The 18,024-nt window shown below is 33.0% G+C and carries 17 protein-coding genes and 1 pseudogene; 1 reads left to right on the forward strand and 17 read right to left on the reverse strand.

Features of this window, described 5'->3' with window-relative positions:
* Positions 1–113: 113 nt before the first annotated feature.
* From rpoD to CLORY_RS16420, 3 genes are all read right to left on the reverse strand, one after another.
* Positions 114–1,178, reverse strand: a complete 1,065-nt coding sequence (rpoD, locus tag CLORY_RS16410) for an RNA polymerase sigma factor RpoD (protein ID WP_079426479.1) — start codon at positions 1,176–1,178, stop codon at positions 114–116.
* 22 nt (positions 1,179–1,200) lie between these two features.
* Positions 1,201–2,979, reverse strand: coding sequence for a DNA primase (gene dnaG, locus CLORY_RS16415; RefSeq protein ID WP_079426481.1), 1,779 nt, complete (start codon positions 2,977–2,979; stop codon positions 1,201–1,203).
* 197 nt (positions 2,980–3,176) lie between these two features.
* Positions 3,177–4,205: a deoxyguanosinetriphosphate triphosphohydrolase gene (locus CLORY_RS16420; RefSeq protein ID WP_079426483.1), complete on the reverse strand. Its 1,029-nt coding sequence runs from the start codon at positions 4,203–4,205 to the stop codon at positions 3,177–3,179.
* A gap of 241 nt (positions 4,206–4,446) precedes the next feature.
* Between CLORY_RS16420 and CLORY_RS16425 the strand changes: the two genes are divergently transcribed.
* On the forward strand, positions 4,447–5,511 hold the full coding sequence (locus CLORY_RS16425; RefSeq protein WP_079426485.1) for a CotS family spore coat protein: 1,065 nt from the start codon (positions 4,447–4,449) through the stop codon (positions 5,509–5,511).
* Between the two features lie 507 nt (positions 5,512–6,018).
* Here CLORY_RS16425 and CLORY_RS16430 read toward each other — a convergent pair.
* The 14 genes and pseudogenes from CLORY_RS16430 to CLORY_RS16495 form a co-directional block, all read right to left on the reverse strand.
* Positions 6,019–6,246: a hypothetical protein gene (locus CLORY_RS16430; RefSeq protein WP_079426487.1), complete on the reverse strand. Its 228-nt coding sequence runs from the start codon at positions 6,244–6,246 to the stop codon at positions 6,019–6,021.
* Complete coding sequence (locus CLORY_RS16435) at positions 6,239–6,448, reverse strand: helix-turn-helix domain-containing protein (RefSeq protein ID WP_079426489.1); 210 nt, start codon at positions 6,446–6,448, stop codon at positions 6,239–6,241. Before CLORY_RS16435 ends, CLORY_RS16430 begins: the two co-directional genes overlap by 8 nt.
* 12 nt (positions 6,449–6,460) lie before the next feature.
* Positions 6,461–6,940 carry a DUF2975 domain-containing protein gene (locus CLORY_RS16440; protein ID WP_079426491.1) on the reverse strand — a complete coding sequence of 160 codons (480 nt, stop codon included), beginning with the start codon at positions 6,938–6,940 and terminating at the stop codon, positions 6,461–6,463.
* A gap of 416 nt (positions 6,941–7,356) precedes the next feature.
* Entirely contained in the window at positions 7,357–7,698 is a 342-nt protein-coding gene (locus CLORY_RS16445) for a hypothetical protein (protein ID WP_079426493.1), read from the reverse strand.
* Positions 7,699–7,900: 202 nt separating this feature from the next.
* Positions 7,901–7,987 (reverse strand): annotated as a pseudogene (locus CLORY_RS16450) (IS200/IS605 family transposase); the annotation flags it as partial.
* A gap of 176 nt (positions 7,988–8,163) precedes the next feature.
* A complete protein-coding gene (gene ppdK, locus CLORY_RS16455) occupies positions 8,164–10,797 on the reverse strand; it encodes a pyruvate, phosphate dikinase (RefSeq protein WP_079426495.1) in 2,634 nt (877 codons plus the stop codon).
* 75 nt (positions 10,798–10,872) lie between these two features.
* Positions 10,873–11,517: a transcriptional regulator CcpN gene (gene ccpN / locus CLORY_RS16460; RefSeq protein WP_079426497.1), complete on the reverse strand. Its 645-nt coding sequence runs from the start codon at positions 11,515–11,517 to the stop codon at positions 10,873–10,875.
* A gap of 122 nt (positions 11,518–11,639) precedes the next feature.
* Positions 11,640–12,290, reverse strand: a complete 651-nt coding sequence (locus tag CLORY_RS16465; protein WP_079426499.1) for a DUF4342 domain-containing protein — start codon at positions 12,288–12,290, stop codon at positions 11,640–11,642.
* Positions 12,283–13,038, reverse strand: coding sequence for a DNA repair protein RecO (recO, locus tag CLORY_RS16470; RefSeq protein ID WP_139376072.1), 756 nt, complete (start codon positions 13,036–13,038; stop codon positions 12,283–12,285). Before recO ends, CLORY_RS16465 begins: the two co-directional genes overlap by 8 nt.
* A 95-nt stretch (positions 13,039–13,133) precedes the next feature.
* The gene (gene era / locus CLORY_RS16475; RefSeq protein ID WP_079426503.1) at positions 13,134–14,018 is read right to left on the reverse strand and encodes a GTPase Era; all 885 of its coding nucleotides are present in this window, start codon (positions 14,016–14,018) and stop codon (positions 13,134–13,136) included.
* Positions 14,019–14,020: 2 nt separating this feature from the next.
* On the reverse strand, positions 14,021–14,431 hold the full coding sequence (locus CLORY_RS16480; RefSeq protein ID WP_079426513.1) for a cytidine deaminase: 411 nt from the start codon (positions 14,429–14,431) through the stop codon (positions 14,021–14,023).
* Between the two features lie 28 nt (positions 14,432–14,459).
* Positions 14,460–15,155, reverse strand: coding sequence for a diacylglycerol kinase (locus tag CLORY_RS16485; protein WP_079426505.1), 696 nt, complete (start codon positions 15,153–15,155; stop codon positions 14,460–14,462).
* The gene (gene ybeY / locus CLORY_RS16490; protein WP_079426507.1) at positions 15,152–15,661 is read right to left on the reverse strand and encodes an rRNA maturation RNase YbeY; all 510 of its coding nucleotides are present in this window, start codon (positions 15,659–15,661) and stop codon (positions 15,152–15,154) included. Before ybeY ends, CLORY_RS16485 begins: the two co-directional genes overlap by 4 nt.
* Positions 15,645–17,756, reverse strand: a complete 2,112-nt coding sequence (locus CLORY_RS16495) for an HD family phosphohydrolase (RefSeq protein WP_079426509.1) — start codon at positions 17,754–17,756, stop codon at positions 15,645–15,647. The genes ybeY and CLORY_RS16495 overlap by 17 nt, the downstream gene beginning before the upstream one ends.
* Between the last annotated feature and the right edge of the window lie 268 nt (positions 17,757–18,024).

Raw genomic sequence — 18,024 nt, forward strand, 5'->3', positions numbered from 1 at the left:
TCATTTTTCTCTCTACTCTTTACTCTTTCCTATATGCAAAAAACTATAAATTCGTATATATAAAGGAAAGCCGCCTCCTATGAAAATCTCTTTCCACTTGAGACAGCCTTATATTAATCTAAATAATCTTTCAATTTCTTACTTCTGCTTGGATGTCTTAGTTTTCTAAGAGCTTTTGCCTCAATCTGTCTTATTCTCTCACGAGTAACATTGAACTCTTTTCCAACCTCCTCAAGTGTTCTGGCTCTTCCATCATCTAATCCGAATCTAAGCCTAAGTACCTTTTCTTCTCTTGGAGTCAATGTATCAAGTACATTTATAAGCTGTTCCTTAAGCATAGTAAAGGCAGCTGCCTCTGCTGGTGCAGGAGCTTCATCATCAGGTATGAAATCTCCTAAATGGCTATCCTCTTCTTCACCTATAGGAGTTTCAAGTGAAACTGGCTCCTGAGCAATCTTCATTATCTCTCTTACTTTATCTACTGGAAGTTCCATAATTTTTGATATTTCTTCGGCTTGAGGCTCTCTTCCTAACTCTTGAAGTAATTGTCTTGACACTCTTATAAGTTTATTTATAGTTTCTACCATATGAACTGGTATTCTAATAGTTCTTGCCTGGTCTGCAATAGCTCTAGTTATTGCCTGCCTAATCCACCATGTTGCATAAGTACTAAATTTAAAGCCTTTTCTATAATCAAACTTTTCTACAGCCTTTATAAGTCCAAGGTTGCCTTCCTGAATAAGATCAAGGAATAGCATTCCTCTTCCTACATACCTCTTAGCAATACTTACAACCAATCTTAAATTAGCCTCAGCTAGTTTCTTTTTAGCTGATGTACTACCCTCTTCAATCTGCTGTGCTAATGACATCTCTTCTTCTGGAGTAAGCAATGGTACTTTTCCTATTTCCTTTAAATACATTCTTACAGGATCATCTATTGCTATACCTTCAGGTATCGATAAATCAAGTTCCTCTTCTACTATTTCAGTATCACTTACTTCACCAATAACTTCAATACCCATAGACTCTAGTACTTCATATATCTTTTCCATTTGCTCAGGGCTTAAATCTACTTCTTCTAACTCATCCATTATCTCTTTATATGAAAGTGCCCCTTTTTTCTTTCCTTTGTCAATAAGTCTTTTCACCACAGTCATTTTTGTGTCTTTATCTTTCATTAAGTTTCCTCCTTCCGCAGATTTATGCCTCTTCTACTTTCTTCTTAATTTCCAAAAGTTTTTTAGCTAGGTTTAATGATTGTTCTATTTCACCATTAGCTTCACATTCTTTGATTTTCAACATAATCTGCTTCTTCGATACTTCTAATTTGTATCCTTTTATCTTCTTTAAATAATCCTGTATAAGCTGTTTATTCATTAAGTCTTCATCAAGCAGTTGCATATTCGATATTATGGTCCATTCCTTAGAGCTTTCTACATCGTCACACCTGTCTTCAACATATTTTAATATATCAGCTTCTTTAGATTCCCTTGCCTCCACTATAAGGTCATATACTTTTCTATGGGAATCTAAAATGAAGTCATTGCTGTCAAATTCATCATTTACAAATTCATAATTTTTTTCATCCATGCTTATAATCTTAAGTAACGCCCTAGCAGCTTTTATATTAGCCGGTTCTATATATAATTTTCGTCCAATTTCTGGTATATTATTCATATACTCTTCTTTTGAACCGGATTTCACTAATCTTTGTTTTAATAAATCATATATTGCCTGCTCCTTTATACCAGTTTCCTGAGAAATTTTCTTTATATACACATCTTTTTCTACAGGATTCAGTTCTGCCAGTATACCTGTTACTCTTTCTATATATCTTATGATATCTTGTTGATTTTTAAGATTAATACCATCTTCCGCTCTTTTTATTCTGTAATCTAAAAGCGGTAAAGCTTTTTCAACCAAAGTTTGAAATGCCTGTGTGCCATTTGCCCTTATATATTCATCAGGGTCTTTTCCTGAAGGCACTTTTAAAACTTTTACTTCGAAACCTTCTTTCCTTAGAATTTCTAAGCCTCTCAGTGTAGCTGTCTGTCCTGCCGTATCAGCATCATATGAAATTATAACCTGATCACAATATCTCTTCAGTAGTTTCGCCTGTTTTTCTGTTAACGCCGTTCCTAAGGATGCAACAACATTTGTTATGCCATATTGATGTAAAGAAATGCAATCCATATAACCTTCGACAATTATGAAAGTCCTTGATTTACTATTCTTCAAAGCAAAATTAAGTCCGTAAAGATTTGTGCCTTTCTGGAAGACTATACTTTCTGGTGAATTTAAATATTTAGGCTTTTCATCGCCAAATACTCTTCCACCAAAGCCAATGACTCTGCCCATATAATCAAACACCGGAAACATAAGCCTGTTTCTAAATCTATCATACTGTGTACCTTTTTGACTCTTGATTATAAGACCCACAGCTAAAAGATCTATGTCTGAATATCCTCTTGAAAGTAGATATTTTTTAAGACTATCCCATGAATCCAAAGAATATCCTAATCCAAATCTCCTTACTGTAGCAGATGATATTCCTCTTCGTGTAAAATAATCCTGAGCTACTTTACTTTTCTTTAAATTGTTGAAAAAAAATCTAGCTGCCTCTACATTTAATTTATAAAGCCTATCTTTGTGATTGTTTATTCTCTTTGTTTTTTCATCATCTAATTCAATAGGTATATTTGCTCTCTGAGCTAAATATTTTATCGCTTCAACAAATGAGAACCTTTTTGTCTTCATAACAAAAGTTATTACATTACCAGCTTCACCACATCCAAAGCATTTATAAATTTGCTTATCACTGGAGACGCTAAAAGATGGTGTTTTTTCACTATGAAATGGGCATAAACCTTGATGATTTCTTCCGCTTCGCTTTAGTTTTACCGTTTCTGATATAACATCTACTATGTCATTCTCATCTTTTACTCTTTGAATTATCTCATCAGAAATCTTAAATGACACCTTCCCACCTTTTTCTTATTATAATTTTTTTCACAAGCTATTTATTATTCGACACATTAATAAAAAAATCCTTCTTATTGTGAAAATTTTTTTATTAAATTGTATATAGCAGTGGTACAATAAATAAAATATTGTATTTTTAATTAAAACTTACAGCTAATATTTTGCCAATTAATGTTATAAAATATTCCTGTATTTTAGTATATAACCAATTTAGGTACATAAATTTCGTTAAAAATGTATAAACAATAATCGTCACTCATGCCAGATATATAATCGGCTACCCCTTGGTATAATCCTTCTTCATCAACTATACGCTGATAAAATTCAGGCATTTTTTCCGCATGCTTATAGAAATAGTCAAACACTTGGTAGAGTACAAATTTCGCTTTGTCACGTTCTACTTTTAGAATGCTACCTTTATATATATATTCAAACATGAACTTTCTTAGTTCTATTAGTGCATTTTGAATATCTGTGCTTAAACTTATTTTAGTGATCCCATTATTTATATTATTTATACTAGTATATATGCAGTCTTTTACTAATGTATCAATTCTTTTACCATGGGTTCTTCCAAGAATATTTAATATTTTTTCAGGTATATCATTTATACTAAGCATAGATGCCCTTATTGAATCGTCAATATCATGGTTTACATAAGCAATCTTATCACTATATCTCACTATCTGGCCCTCTAATGTATACGCCGCTTTTTCTTTATCCCCAAAGCCACTATGGCAAAGAATCCCATCAAGTACCTCTGAAGTCAAATTTAAACCTTGACCCGACTTTTCTATTTTTTTTAATACTCTTACACTGTTTTCGTTATGTCTAAACCCCTTAGGCAAAATATCATTTAATACTTCTTCACCATTGTGCGCAAATGCCACATGGCCAATATCATGCCCTAAAGCTATTGCCTCAACAAGGTCCTCATTAAGTCCAATTCCCTTAGCAATAGTTTTAGCTATCTGCGTCACTTCAAGAGTGTGGGTAAGTCTAGTTCTATAATGGTCTCCCCAAGTTTTTATATAAACTTGTGTCTTATGCTTCAATCTCCTAAAAGACTTGCTGTGAATAATTCTATCTCTGTCTACCATATATGATGTTCTTACGTCATCTTTCTCCTCAGGTAAATCTCTTTCACCACAATTTTTAGACAAGCAAGCAACCGCATTTAAAGAAATAGTTTCTATGTACTCTATCCTTTCCCTAATATTCATTTGTGATCACTCCTTATATAATAATTCTATGTGAAACAAAAAAGTCCTCTTTTTTTATATTTTTATAAAAGTATTACGGCAAATATTTTTTCTTTCTATATATGTATATTAGTTCTTGTTGCTTAATATCTTATTTATATGAGGAAATTTCATAATTAGGAGTATGAGACACTAATAATGACTATGCTATTTATTTCTGATTATTTTATTTCCAATATAGTGATTTTGGTGAGGTGTTTTTATGCCCTATGAAGCAGCAAAAAATGACTACAACTTTCTTTCAGAAAGTAATTTAAAAAAATATGTACTGTCTTATTACGGTTTAGAAAATGGTGATATAACACAAATAAAGTTTAAGGATACCGATAAACAAAGAGCAGTATTTAAAGTTACATATAATGATTGTTTATATTGTTTGAAAAAGGTGTACTTTAGCCAAGATGAATTACTTTTTGTATATTCTGCAATAGAATGGCTTTATCATAACAATATTTCTGTTCCTAGATTACTTCCTACTATAGATGGTAACAGATATGTGGTATATAATAATATGTTTTTTATCCTTACTCCATGGATCGATGGAGAAAAATGCAGCTATGATAATATATCAAATGTTCTAGACGCTAGCGGCACTTTAGCAAAACTTCATACCTGTACAAAGCATTTTAAGCCTATAGATGGCAGTAAATACAAAACAGGTATGGAAGACATGGCCGTTTCAATGGAAAAACATTTTAATCAACTTTTAAATTGCTCAAACATGGCTTTTAACTATAAAGATAGGTTTTCCAAAACCTTTCTTTATTATTTCGATTCACTAATACCTCTAGCACAAAAATCTTATGCCATTGCTGCAGGAATAAACAATAAAAACTTATCGGTAGCATTATGTCATATGGATTATGTCAATAAGAATATTATTTTTGACAAATCAAATACAACTTGGATCATCGACTTTGATAAATGCAGAATAGATTATTGTGCTCATGATATATCTTATTTTTTAAGAAGGTTACTCAAACGAGATAACACTAGATGGGACAATGAGATAGCAATAAATACATTGAAATGTTATGAAGCTATAAAGCCGCTGAACCTTGATGAATATAAATATATTTTAGCTTATTTGGCTTTTCCACAGAAGTATTGGAAGATTTCAAAAGATTATTATAATAATATTTCAAGATGTAATAAGAATTCATTTTTGACGCTGCTTAATAAGGCTATTGAGAAATCTGAGAATCATATGGAGTTTATAAAAAGTTTTCAGAAATATATAGAAAACAAATTTAATTGCAATATATAAAAAAAGAAATGTTGTGGCACTACGGAGATTGATCCGTTCATTAAGCACTTGTAACACAAATTTTATGTAAATTTTCTAATTTGGGCAAACTCGGCTACGCCTCAAACACTACCCAAATCTTAACGAAAATTTGCATAAAATTTGCTGACAATTGCTAAATTCACTCTATATCTCCGTTGGTTAAAGGCCTAAATGGCCTTTAACGGGTTATCTGCGAATGATAATGAGCATGTTTAGATAACCCAGTAGCAATTACACCACATCTTTTAACTCACTGATTTCAGAATATATTACTGTTTCTTTTTAATTTCTTCGTAAATATGATATGACGTTTTTCTATTTAATGATCATCTTTTTGCTTTATATAAAATTCTCTTAGTATTATCCAAAAGCATAAATTTATTTGAAAAAAGGGCTTCAATTGACTATGGTGGATAAAATTCCTACCTTCTCATTTATCTCTACTCTTCTTGCTTCTTACCTCTTACCTATTTGTAAATTCTCAGATTATATCTTCAATTTTGAAATATCAATTCCTAATTTCCTTTTAACAGTAAAAAATATTATTATTCCAAAACATATAAATGGCACAGCAAATATTAGACTTTTAAAATAATATGGTTCAACTGACTCGCAAGTAAACAGCCAGTATACCATTAAGAATAATGCAAAGGAGATAGCTGCCATTATTGCTGGAAATGGTGCTTTTTTTAAAACAAGTGCAGCTCTATTCATCTTCATCTCTCCATTCTAAAATCTCTCCAGGCTGACAATTAAGTGCCTTACAGATCTTATTTAGCGTATCAATCTTTATTGCCTTGGCTTTACCATTTTTCAGGACAGATATGTTTGCCATTGTTATACCAACCTTTTCTGAAAGCTCTGTAACACTCATTTTTCTTTTTGCTAGCATTACATCAATATTAATTATAATCATCTTGCATCTCTCCTAAATAGTTAATTCGTTTTCTTCACGAAGTTTAGCTGCTTTATAAACAAGATGTGATAGAGCTGCTGCAGTAACTGTTATCGCAATTCCAGCGAAAGTTGCAAAGAAGGCCAAAAGAACTACGCCTGGATGATTCATATTTAGTAATAGAAAAATAATATTTCCCGCAAAGAAAAAAGCCGAATCACAAGCCATAAATATCGAAATTAGTTTTAGCAAATTTGCATTTTTTATTGAAAATGATTTGTCTTTTCCGATTTCACAAACTATCTTCCAGCCACATACAAGGGTCGCATAGCATGGTATAGCAGTTATCCAAAGAAATACCAACCAAGGCCAATAACAATATTCAAACTCCGGATTTGATACTGCAATGCCCCTTCCCCAAGAAGGAAATATATAAAGATATATTATTGTCCCGCAAATCCCTGCTCCAATAAGAATAGCTTTTAGCCATTTTGAAAGTTTTAATTGATTCATAAAAATGCCTCCTGAATACTTTTTATACCATTATATTACTCCAGTTCCAGAAAAATCGCAATATATTTTTATCGTTTTACGATAAATTATTGTTATAATGTATTCTGACTTCTAAAAGATCCTAGGGTCGAACCGATTCAGCAGTGATATTTTAGAAGCCACGATGTAAGAACTTTATTGCAACTTATATAGTATAGTCTAATAATATGGCACAGCGTCTATCGGAACACTATACTTCTATCCCCAATAGGAATTTTTCTAATTCCAAGTCTTTTACACTGTCCAACATTGTTAGTTGTAAATTATAAACTTTATAATGGCACTTCAAATATAGGATTGACAATGCAATTTAACAAAAAAACGACTATTTTAGTTGTCGTTTTTTATATTGCATATGTTTTATTAACTTTTACAATTTACTTATTAACTAAGTAATCCAACTCATAACCTTCTGGTGTCACTAGCTGAATTATCTTTCCTGAGATAGGTATATTTTTAGAGTCAAAATCTACAACTGTTAATCCCTTTCTTGTTGGTTTTCCTGTAATAACAATTTGATTTTTGTAGTATTTTATAGATGAAATGTTTAATTTAAAAATAATTAGTCTTACAACATAAGGATATTTTACAGTAAAAGCAAATTTGTTGATTGGTGAAGAAGCACTAATGCCACTAGGCAATGCTAAATAACTTGAAATATCATACCACCAAGAAAGTCCTCCTTGATAACTAAAAAGACTATGTTGTTGGTATGCCATAATAAATAATCTTTAGATTTTGTGGTTCTAAAGAATTTAGTTTTTCCTCACAAGTCATAGGTTCAGCTAGCACTATTGTTGTAAATTTCACGAATATTAAAGTCAACAAGAAAAAAATTGATAGTAATTTTTTTTTCAAAGTATCATATCCCCTCAGTGTTAATATGTTCCAAAGCCTAAGAAATATGTATGTGATCCAGACAATGCTTCTGCTTCTATATTTCGGTGCAAATACTATGTGATACTTGCAATTCCATGTTGTATGAGATAAACTATTTGTGTCTTTCATTAGACATCCTCCTATGCTTCTCTATTTGCGGTTGGCTAGACCTGCTTTTAGTTTATCATAGGAGTTCTTTTTTGCTCAACGGCATAAGCCTTTTTTCTTCCACTTGCTTAGCAAGTGGTTTACTTTGTTGCACAACAAAAAAGCAGACCCTAAGGTCTGCTTTTAATATCTTTAAACTATCTTGGGTTCTTAACCTGTGCTTGAGCTGCTGCTAATCTTGCAAGAGGTACTCTGTAAGGTGAGCAGGATACATAGTTAAGTCCAACACTGTGGCAGAACTCAACTGATGATGGATCTCCACCATGCTCTCCGCAGATTCCAAGCTTAATGTCAGGTCTTGTTGATTTTCCAAGCTCAGCTGCCATCTTAACTAACTTACCAACACCAGTCTGGTCAAGTTTAGCAAACGGATCTGACTCGTAAATCTTCTTATCATAGTAATCTCCTAAGAATGCACCAGCATCATCTCTTGAGAATCCGAAGGTCATCTGAGTAAGATCGTTAGTACCGAAGGAGAAGAATTCAGCTTCTTTAGCTATTTCATCAGCAGTTAAAGCTGCTCTTGGTATCTCTATCATTGTACCAACTTTAAATTCTATTTCTTTTCCTTTTTCAGCCATTACAGCTTTTGCAGTCTTAACAACTACATCTTTAACGTATTTAAGTTCCTTAATTTCTCCAACAAGTGGAATCATTATTTCAGGAATTACGTTCCATTCTGGGTGTTTGCCTGAAACTTCAAGTGCAGCTTCAATTACTGCTCTTGTCTGCATTTCAGCTATTTCAGGATATGAAACTGCAAGACGGCAGCCTCTGTGACCCATCATTGGGTTGAATTCATGTAAGGATTCAACTGTAGCTTTAAGATCTTCAAAAGTTAATCCCATCTCTTTTGCAAGAGCTGCTATATCCTCATCAGCATGAGGTAAGAACTCATGTAGTGGTGGATCAAGGAATCTTATTGTTACAGGTCTGTATTCCATAGCTTCATAAAGACCTATGAAGTCTTCTCTCTGCATTGGAAGAAGTTTAGCTAAGCCTTTTCTTCTCTGCTCTTCAGTTTTAGCAACTATCATTTCTCTCATTGCAGGAATTCTATCTTCTCCGAAGAACATATGCTCAGTTCTGCAAAGACCAATACCTTCTGCACCATACTTAACAGCTGTATGAGCATCTCTTGGAGTATCAGCATTTGTTCTAACCTTTAATTTTCTGATTTCATCAGCCCATCCCATGAATGTTCCGAAGTATCCGCTGATTTCAGGTTCAACTGTGCTTACTGCTTCTCCGTAAACATTACCTGTATTACCATCTAATGAAAGGTAATCTTTGTCAGTGTACTTCTTTCCACCAACTTCAATATATCTTTCTTCTTCATGAACTTTTACATCTCCGCAGCCAGCTACGCAGCATGCTCCCATTCCTCTTGCAACAACTGCTGCGTGGGAAGTCATACCACCTCTAACTGTAAGTATACCTTCAGCTGCAATCATACCTTCTATGTCTTCTGGTGAAGTTTCAAGTCTTACAAGAACAACTTTTTCACCATTTGCATGTCTCTCTTTTGCTTCTTCTGCACTGAATGCAATTTTACCTGCAGCAGCTCCAGGAGATGCTGGAAGTCCTTTTGCGATTACATCTGCTTTCTTTAATGCAGCCTGATCAAAAGTAGGATGTAGTAATGTGTCAAGCTGTTTAGGCTCAACCTTAAGTATTGCTTGTTCCTTAGTAAGAAGTCCTTCTTCTACTAAATCAACAGCAATCTTTAATGCAGCCTGAGCTGTTCTCTTACCGTTTCTTGTCTGAAGGAAGAACAATTTACCATCTTCAATAGTAAACTCCATATCCTGCATGTCTTTGTAATGAGTTTCAAGATTGTTTACTATGTCAATAAACTGTTTGTAAACAGCTGGATTTCTCTTTTCAAGAGAACTGATATCTTCTGGAGTTCTTATACCAGCAACAACGTCTTCACCTTGTGCATTCATAAGATACTCTGCGAATATTCCTTTTTCTCCAGTTGAAGGGTTTCTTGAGAAAGCAACACCTGTACCAGAAGTATTTCCTTTATTACCAAATACCATTTCCTGAACGTTTACTGCAGTACCCCAACTACTTGGAATATCATTTAATCTTCTGTAAACATCAGCTCTTGGATTATCCCAGGATCTGAAAACTGCTGTGATAGCTTCAACTAATTGAACAGCTGGATCTGTTGGGAAATCTTCTCCTTTTTCCTTCTTATACAACTCTTTGAATTTAACTACTAAACCTTTAAGATCATCTGCAGTTAAGTCTGTATCAAATTTATATCCATTTGCTTCTTTAACTTCATCGAGTAGTCCTTCAAATAATTTCTTCTCAACGCCCATAACAACGTCTGCGAACATTTGTATAAATCTTCTGTATGAATCATAAGCAAATCTTGGGTTATTTGTAAGCTTTGCCATTACTTCAACAGTTTCTTCATTTAATCCAAGGTTAAGTATAGTATCCATCATACCAGGCATTGATACTCTTGCTCCGGATCTAACAGAAACAAGTAATGGATTTGGTCCTTTTCCAAAAGTTTTTCCTGTTTTCTTTTCAAGTGTTTCTAAAGCTGCGTCAACTTGAGCTTTAACGTCTTTGGAAATAACCTTTCCATCTTCATAGTATTTGTTACAAGCTTCAGTTGTAACTGTAAAACCAAATGGTACTGGAATTCCTAGTCTTGTCATTTGAGCAAGATTAGCACCTTTACCACCAAGAAGGTTTCTCATGTCTTCTGAACCTTCGTTAAAAAGGTACACATACTTCTTGTTATCCATTTTAACACTCCTCCGAATTGTATTAATCTATAAAACTAACGAGATTTTACCTCGGTAGTGCACAAAAATATTTGCTCATCCTTTGGCACCTAATGCCGCAAAGAGCTTGATTATATTGGTTTTCGAAATCTTACCAATCACTTTGTAATTAACCTTATTGTTATCGAAAACTCTTTCAATAACAGGAAGGCTGTCAACTTCTCTATCAATTATTTTCTGTGCTACAAGAAAAACACTGTCTTCTTTCTCCACAAAAAATACGTTAGGCATTCGAGTCATTATTATACCTACAGGAACTTTCTGAATATCAGTATTTCCCATAGCAGCTTTAAGAAAATCCTTCCTAGACACTGCTCCTACAAGCAAGCCCTCATCACTTTCAACAAATAATGTGCCTACATCTTTTAAAAAGAGATATATAATTGCATCATAAATACTTGTGTTTTCCTTTACAATAGCAGGTTCAGACATTATATCTTTAACTCTTATACTAATAATATAATCATAGATAGCATTGTTTTGTTTTTTCTCCGAATATATGTATCCAACTTTGGGTTTCGCACCAAGTATACCGCTCATCTTAAGAATTGCTAAATCAGGTCTTAATGCAGCACGTGTAACACCCAGTTTATCTGCTATGTGTTCACTGGTAATAGGCTGATTATCCTTAACCAGTTTTATTATACGTTCTTGTCTCGGCGATAGCTTAATAACCCTCACCTTCTTTCAACAACATTACAAGGCAGCTTCAGAGCAACTTACAGATGCCTATAAGTTTCTCTGAAGTGCTAATGTACTAGATTATGCAATAAATTTATATATTTATTATAAACCAAATATATTTATTTGTCACTTTCTTCTTTTGGATTTTCATTATCTTTTTGCTCTTTAGGTTCATCTTCTACTTCCTCAAATTTAACTGTGTATTTATATACAGTCTCGTCATCAGAACCTTTCTCATCTGCCTTTTTAAATTTATCTTTTAGATCATCAGTGATATCGCTTATTTTACCCTTTACTTCTCCTGCTATATCACTAAACTTTCCTGAAAAACTGCTTACCTTTTCTTTTACATCACCAAAAGTATCTTTGATATATTTATTGACAACTTCAACTGTTCCATCTTCCTTAGTTATCTCTACTGTAACTTTACTTACAACAGCAGTCACAACTCCTAGTGCAAGAAGTACAGGCGAAAGTATCATAGTAAGGCCAGTAGTTGCAAGTCCAGCATTCACAGGTATATCTACAAGCGTCTGCTCATCTTTTCTTATCTTAATTCTTGTTACATTCCCTTTATTTATTATATCTTTAATCCAGTTAGTAAATTCGTCTTTAGTAGAATATTTTTTATCTTTGTTTTTGCTTTCTATAAGCACCAATGCCTCAACTACATCGCCTTGAGTTGTTTCAAGAGCCTCTTTTGCCTCAGTATAAGTCACTCCTGTTCTGTCTTTGACCATATCAACCTTTTCTACAGTAATTTCACTCATTCTTTTCACTCTCCTTTATAAATTCAAATAATTGAAGACTTTTGGGTGATTTAGCATAGTTATTGCTTATTATTAAATATAGAACCCTCTGAAGTTCATTTTTAATCTTATCATTAGCATTAAGTCTATATACTTTTTCCATAGGTACCGTATTTAGAAACTTAAGTGCACTATAGGTATCCCTATTTAGATGAATTCCTTGACTTTTCATACATTCATCACATACTCCGCCATAATATTGCAGATTTATATAATCTGCAGAAACAATTTTCTTGTGGCATATGCTGCAAAAGTCAAGATTTAATCCATAGCCAGTATGTTTAAGTACGTTTGTTTCATATGCTCTCAGCAGGATATCACTATCCATAGCATTGCTCTTTAATAGATACATAGCAGTAAGCATTAATTTAAAAAGCTCCAAATTAGGTTCATTTTCAACCATAGATATATCTATCAATTCACAAATATAAGAAGCATATGTAAGCATATCTAAATCGTTCAAAAAGCCTTGGAAAGATTCTATTATATTTCCTTCATTTATACGATACATATTTTTGCCTTTATACAGAACAAGCTCGCTGAAACAAAAGGTAAGACAGAGATTAAAAAGTCTATTTTTGCTTTTTTTAGCTCCTTTAGCTATCACAGATATCTTTCCAAATTTATCCGTAAAAATCCATAATATTTTATCATTTTCTTTGTAGTCCATAGTTTTTATAACTATGCCTTTACACTTTAACGCTGTCAGAAAACCACCCACTTATTAATTGAAAATTAAGAATGAAGAATGAGGAATTGCTGAATTTTCACCTTCATTCCTAATTTCTAATCTTTAATTCCTAATTATTTTTTGTATCCAAGTTCCTTTAGGAAAGCATCGTTATCTCTCCACTCTTTTCTAACCTTTACCCATATGTTAAGTTTAACTCTACTTCCAAGCTGTTTCTCCAAATCCTGAGATGCATACTTCTTTATCTTGGAGAGCATTGTTCCGTTTTTACCTATTATAATACCTTTATGTGAACTTTTTTCGCATAACATGTTAACTTCTATTTCATATTTACCTTTTTCATTCTGCTTCATTGTAAGTACTTCTACAGCAATTCCATGTGGTACCTCTTCCTGAAGGAGTCTTAAAGCTTTCTCTCTTATTGTTTCTGATACAATAAATCTCTCTTGAACATCTGTAACCATATCTGCAGGATAATATTGAGGTCCTTCAGGTAAGTTTTCTGTAATAAGTTTAAAAAGAGTATCAACATTTTTATCTTTAAGAGCTGAGATAGGAACAATTTCTTTAAAACTATAAGCATCTCCATACATCTTTAATGTCTTTGCTACTCTCTCATCTGTATTTTCATCAACCTTATTTACTACCAAAAATACAGGAACATCTATCTTTTCTAAGCTGTCTAATATGTGTCTGTCCCCAGCAGCTATCTCTTCTGATGGTGATACTAAGAAAAGTATAAGATCTACCTCCTTCATAGATTCTACTGCGGAGTTTACCATAAACTCACCTAGCTTATGATGCGGTTTATGTATTCCAGGTGTATCAACAAATATTATCTGATAATCGTCACCTGTTAATATTGTATTAATATTTTTTCTTGTAGTCTGTGGTCTGCTTGAAACTATAGTAAGTTTCTGCCCCATTAAGTTGTTAAGTAGTGTAGATTTTCCCACATTAGGTCTCCCTATTATAGTTACGTATCCAGATTTAAACATTATTATATCTTCTCCTTATATAAGTCAACTTTCGTAAAAGCTCCTGGTAATATTGTGCTAACTTTTTCAACTAAATATTCTTTTTCATTTTTTGCTATTATTATCTCAGTGTCATTACCTTCAGCAAATTCAGTAATTACCTGCCTGCATATGCCACATGGATATGTAAAATTTTCAGTATCTCCAACTACTGCTATTGCTTTAATTTTGCAAAAACCCTCAGATACAGCTTTAAAGATTGCAGTTCTTTCTGCACAGTTCGTGGCTCCATAAGAGGCGTTTTCAATATTGCAGCCCGTAAAAATTTTTTCCTCAGAAGTCAATACAGCAGCGCCGACTTTAAACTTTGAATATGGCACATAAGCTTTTTCTCTAGCCTTTAAAGCTTCGTTTATCAATAAAGAATAATCCATTTTATCAGACCTTTCTAAATAATACACTTCAAAATATAGTATATATAAACAAGGTAATAAATGTTCCAAATAATGCTCCTATTACTACTTCAAGCACTGAATGTACATCTGCGTCCACTCTGCTTTGAGCTACTATAAGCGCTAAAAAATAGCTTAAAATAATACATAATGGTTCCTGTGTAGTAAGTGCTATTATTGTAGCTACAGAAAAACCTATAGCGCTATGGCCACTTGGCATTCCGCCCTTTAGTGGTGTACCTTCACCATATATGGCCTTAAATACTATTGTGAGTAAACATACAATTATAATTATTATTAAAAGCATATATGGATCTGAATTTCTAACTTTATGCATCAATACAAACGTTATTTGAGCTAACTTATCCCAAAAGATAATATACCCCACAACTACAGCATTTATAGCAGTAATAAGCACAGCACCTGCTGCTGTATTCTTTGCTATCTTAGCCAGCGGATGATAGTAATTAGTCGTAGCGTCAATAGCACTTTCTATAGCTGTATTAATAAGTTCTGCTGCAAATACCATTGTGATAGTTATGGTAAGAATCATTAGTTCTATTTTTGAAATATCATAAAAGAAACATGCTGTAAGTACCATAAGTGCAACAGCAATATGTATCCTCATATTTCTCTGTGTCCTTACAGCATATATTATACCTTCTATAGCATAATTAAAGCTATCCACCACTTTTTTTATTTTCATTGCTGCTCCCTTGTTATATCGAGGTTACCTAATATAGCTTCCTCCCTTTCTCGCATTCTCCTCTTGTCATTTTCCTCCATGTGATCATAACCTAAAAGGTGAAGTATCGAATGAACTGAGAGATATGCTACCTCCCTAATGAAAGAATGACCATATTCTTTACTTTGCTCCATTGCCTTTTCCAATGATATTACTATATCACCAAGCACAAGATTATCTCCATCAAAATTGCTGTCATCTAATTCTTTGTCCAAATATACATCCTTATATACATTACCTTCAGGATAATCCAGCATTGGAAACGATAAGACATCTGTCTCCCTATCTATATTTCTATGCTCTTTATTTATTCTTCTGATTTCCTCATTATCAACTAATAAAATGCTTACTTCCCATTCGTATTTAACCTGTTCTTCTTTGAGTGCATAGGATATTACTCTCTCAAAAAGTTTTTCCAGATCTTCCTCCGTCTGAATTTTACTCTGTATATTATTTACTAATAGCATTTTGGGTCTCCTTTTCTTCTTTCATTTCATCAGTTTCTTCTTTTTTCTCTGTAGGATACTCTATCCTCTGATGATACATACCATCTAAGGCTTTTAAAAATGTCCTTTTAATAATATCTATTTCTCTAAAATTCAAATCGCAGTCTATAAGTTGATTATCGTTAACTTTATCTTTAAATATATTATCCACCATATTTTCTATTTTTTCTTTAGATGGTGCATTTATAGATCTTACCGCCGCTTCAACGCTGTCGGCCAGCATAACTATTGCCGCTTCCTTAGTTGCTGGTATTGGTCCAGGATATCGGAAATCTTCTTCCAAAATTTCATCAGGATTCTCACTGCTGTTTTTCATTGTTATATAAAAATATTTTACCAGACTGGTACCATGGTGCTGTTCTATAATATCCAGAATACTCTGAGGAAGATTTTCAGATTTACCTAATTCAAATCCATCCTTTACATGAGAAGTTATGATCAAAGCACTTAGGTTCGGAGTTATCTTGTTGTGGGGATTTTCCCCTCCCATCTGATTTTCTTTAAAAAATATTGGTCTTCGTATTTTTCCTATATCATGATAATAAGATGCTACTCTAGCTAGTGCAGCATTGGCTCCAATCTGATCGGCTGCCAGTTCTGCCAGGTTTCCTACTATTATACTGTGATGATAAGTTCCTGGCGCTTCAAGCAGAAGTTTTTTTAGCAGCGGCTGATTAGGATTTGCAAGTTCTAACAGCTTCAGCACAGTAACCATACCAAAAGTACTTTCAAATATAGGTAAAAGTCCTACTGTAAAGACACCAGACATGACTGTTCCAACACATGTAAGGCCGGTACGTTTCAGTATTTCTATAACATTATTACTCAAAAGCATGCCAACACTAAACGTAGATATACTAACCACAATCATTATTAATACTGTAGAAAAAATTATATCATTTCTTGTCTGCATTTTTTTTATGATCAATGCTCCTAATATCCCATTTAATAAGGCCAAAATAGTTATTTCAACATTAAATTGTGTTGCAGAGCTTATAAGGACTATATTTAACATCGTTACGATTAATGATACTTTGCTGTTTATTAGTATTGTAAGCAGCATCGGTATACATGCAAATGGTATGATATATGGGGATGCAACTCCGAAAGCCCTTGCTAAAATAACTGATAGACAATTCAGCAGATTTATAAGTATCAGTTTTCTGTAATCATAAAATACATCTTTCTGAGTTTTATATATATACTGCCACTGCAAAGCTAATATCAAAAGCACTATTGCTGCTAGGCTCAAATATAAATTCCATTGAAAATTAGATTTATTATTCAGAAGTCCCAATTTCTGCAAAATTTTTATCTGCTCTGACGTAACAGGTTCACCATTTTTTACTATTATTTGATCCTTTTTAATGACAACCGGTTCTACATCTTTAGATGCTTCTTCTTTTAGTTCCTCAGTCTTTTTTTCATCCATTACAAAGTTTGGCTTTATCTGTGTATAACAGATATTTACTCCAAGCTCTCTTAATTTACTTGATAAATTGGATACATTAAACTTAGTAACCACACTTTCCTGAGCCTTTTTTAGGCTGTCAACAGTATTTTCTATTCTGCTTCCGTCATATATTTCACCAATAACATTTATTATAGTTTCTTTCAAATTGTCAGCAGAATTCTTATTTAGCTTTAATAAAGCCTCATAATCTTCATTTGATATATCTATATCAGTTTCGCTCTTAAGCTTTTCTCTTTTCGTCTTTAAATTATAGTCACTATCTCTTAACTCTTGGACTTGCTTAAATAATACCGTTACATTATCTATACTTGTACTTTTGACATCATTTAATTTACTATATTGCGAAGCCACATTATCTTCAGCCTGCTTTTTTAAATCATTTGTACTGTCTTCATCTATAATTTCTCTCGGTGCCTTTATATCAAATTTAGCAATACTTCCAACTCTTAGCGAATATTTACGTGAAATAACAGACGTAGACGTCATAATAGTTACATACATAATAATGAATGTAATTAAAAATATCAGTGCTTTTTTAACTTTGCCTAGTCTTATAGATGTTTTATTCTTCTTTTTCTTCATTAACACACCTTCTCAACATAAATAAAAGGCGAACTAAATGCGCTAGACGGAATAGTTTAGAGAAAGTGCATTAAATAGGTGTGAGAGTAAAGAGTAAAGAGTAAAGTGAAGGTTAAAATTCAGCTGGGCTGAATTTTGATTGTATAGAGACTCTTAATTATTTAGATAATTTTTTTGTAATACTAGGTATAGTCTTAGTTTTTAGAAAGTTATTTGCCGGTAATCAGATTTAAATTCTCAGAAATTCTGCACAGCAGAATTTCTTCCT

Origin of the sequence: Clostridium oryzae, assembly GCF_002029235.1 — a bacterium.
Classification (GTDB): Bacteria; Bacillota; Clostridia; order Clostridiales; family Clostridiaceae; genus Clostridium_AE; species Clostridium_AE oryzae.

Coding starts and splice junctions, on each gene's coding strand:
- rpoD (WP_079426479.1), bottom strand. CDS start 1,178: ATGAAAGATAAAGACACAAAAATGACTGTGGTGAAAAGACTTATTGAC.
- CLORY_RS16420 (WP_079426483.1), bottom strand. CDS start 4,205: ATGAATATTAGGGAAAGGATAGAGTACATAGAAACTATTTCTTTAAAT.
- CLORY_RS16425 (WP_079426485.1), top strand. CDS start 4,447: ATGCCCTATGAAGCAGCAAAAAATGACTACAACTTTCTTTCAGAAAGT.
- CLORY_RS16430 (WP_079426487.1), bottom strand. CDS start 6,246: ATGAATAGAGCTGCACTTGTTTTAAAAAAAGCACCATTTCCAGCAATA.
- CLORY_RS16435 (WP_079426489.1), bottom strand. CDS start 6,448: ATGATTATAATTAATATTGATGTAATGCTAGCAAAAAGAAAAATGAGT.
- CLORY_RS16440 (WP_079426491.1), bottom strand. CDS start 6,940: ATGAATCAATTAAAACTTTCAAAATGGCTAAAAGCTATTCTTATTGGA.
- CLORY_RS16445 (WP_079426493.1), bottom strand. CDS start 7,698: ATGGCATACCAACAACATAGTCTTTTTAGTTATCAAGGAGGACTTTCT.
- ppdK (WP_079426495.1), bottom strand. CDS start 10,797: ATGGATAACAAGAAGTATGTGTACCTTTTTAACGAAGGTTCAGAAGAC.
- CLORY_RS16465 (WP_079426499.1), bottom strand. CDS start 12,290: ATGAGTGAAATTACTGTAGAAAAGGTTGATATGGTCAAAGACAGAACA.
- era (WP_079426503.1), bottom strand. CDS start 14,018: ATGTTTAAATCTGGATACGTAACTATAATAGGGAGACCTAATGTGGGA.
- CLORY_RS16480 (WP_079426513.1), bottom strand. CDS start 14,431: ATGGATTATTCTTTATTGATAAACGAAGCTTTAAAGGCTAGAGAAAAA.
- CLORY_RS16485 (WP_079426505.1), bottom strand. CDS start 15,155: ATGAAAATAAAAAAAGTGGTGGATAGCTTTAATTATGCTATAGAAGGT.
- ybeY (WP_079426507.1), bottom strand. CDS start 15,661: ATGCTATTAGTAAATAATATACAGAGTAAAATTCAGACGGAGGAAGAT.
- CLORY_RS16495 (WP_079426509.1), bottom strand. CDS start 17,756: ATGAAGAAAAAGAAGAATAAAACATCTATAAGACTAGGCAAAGTTAAA.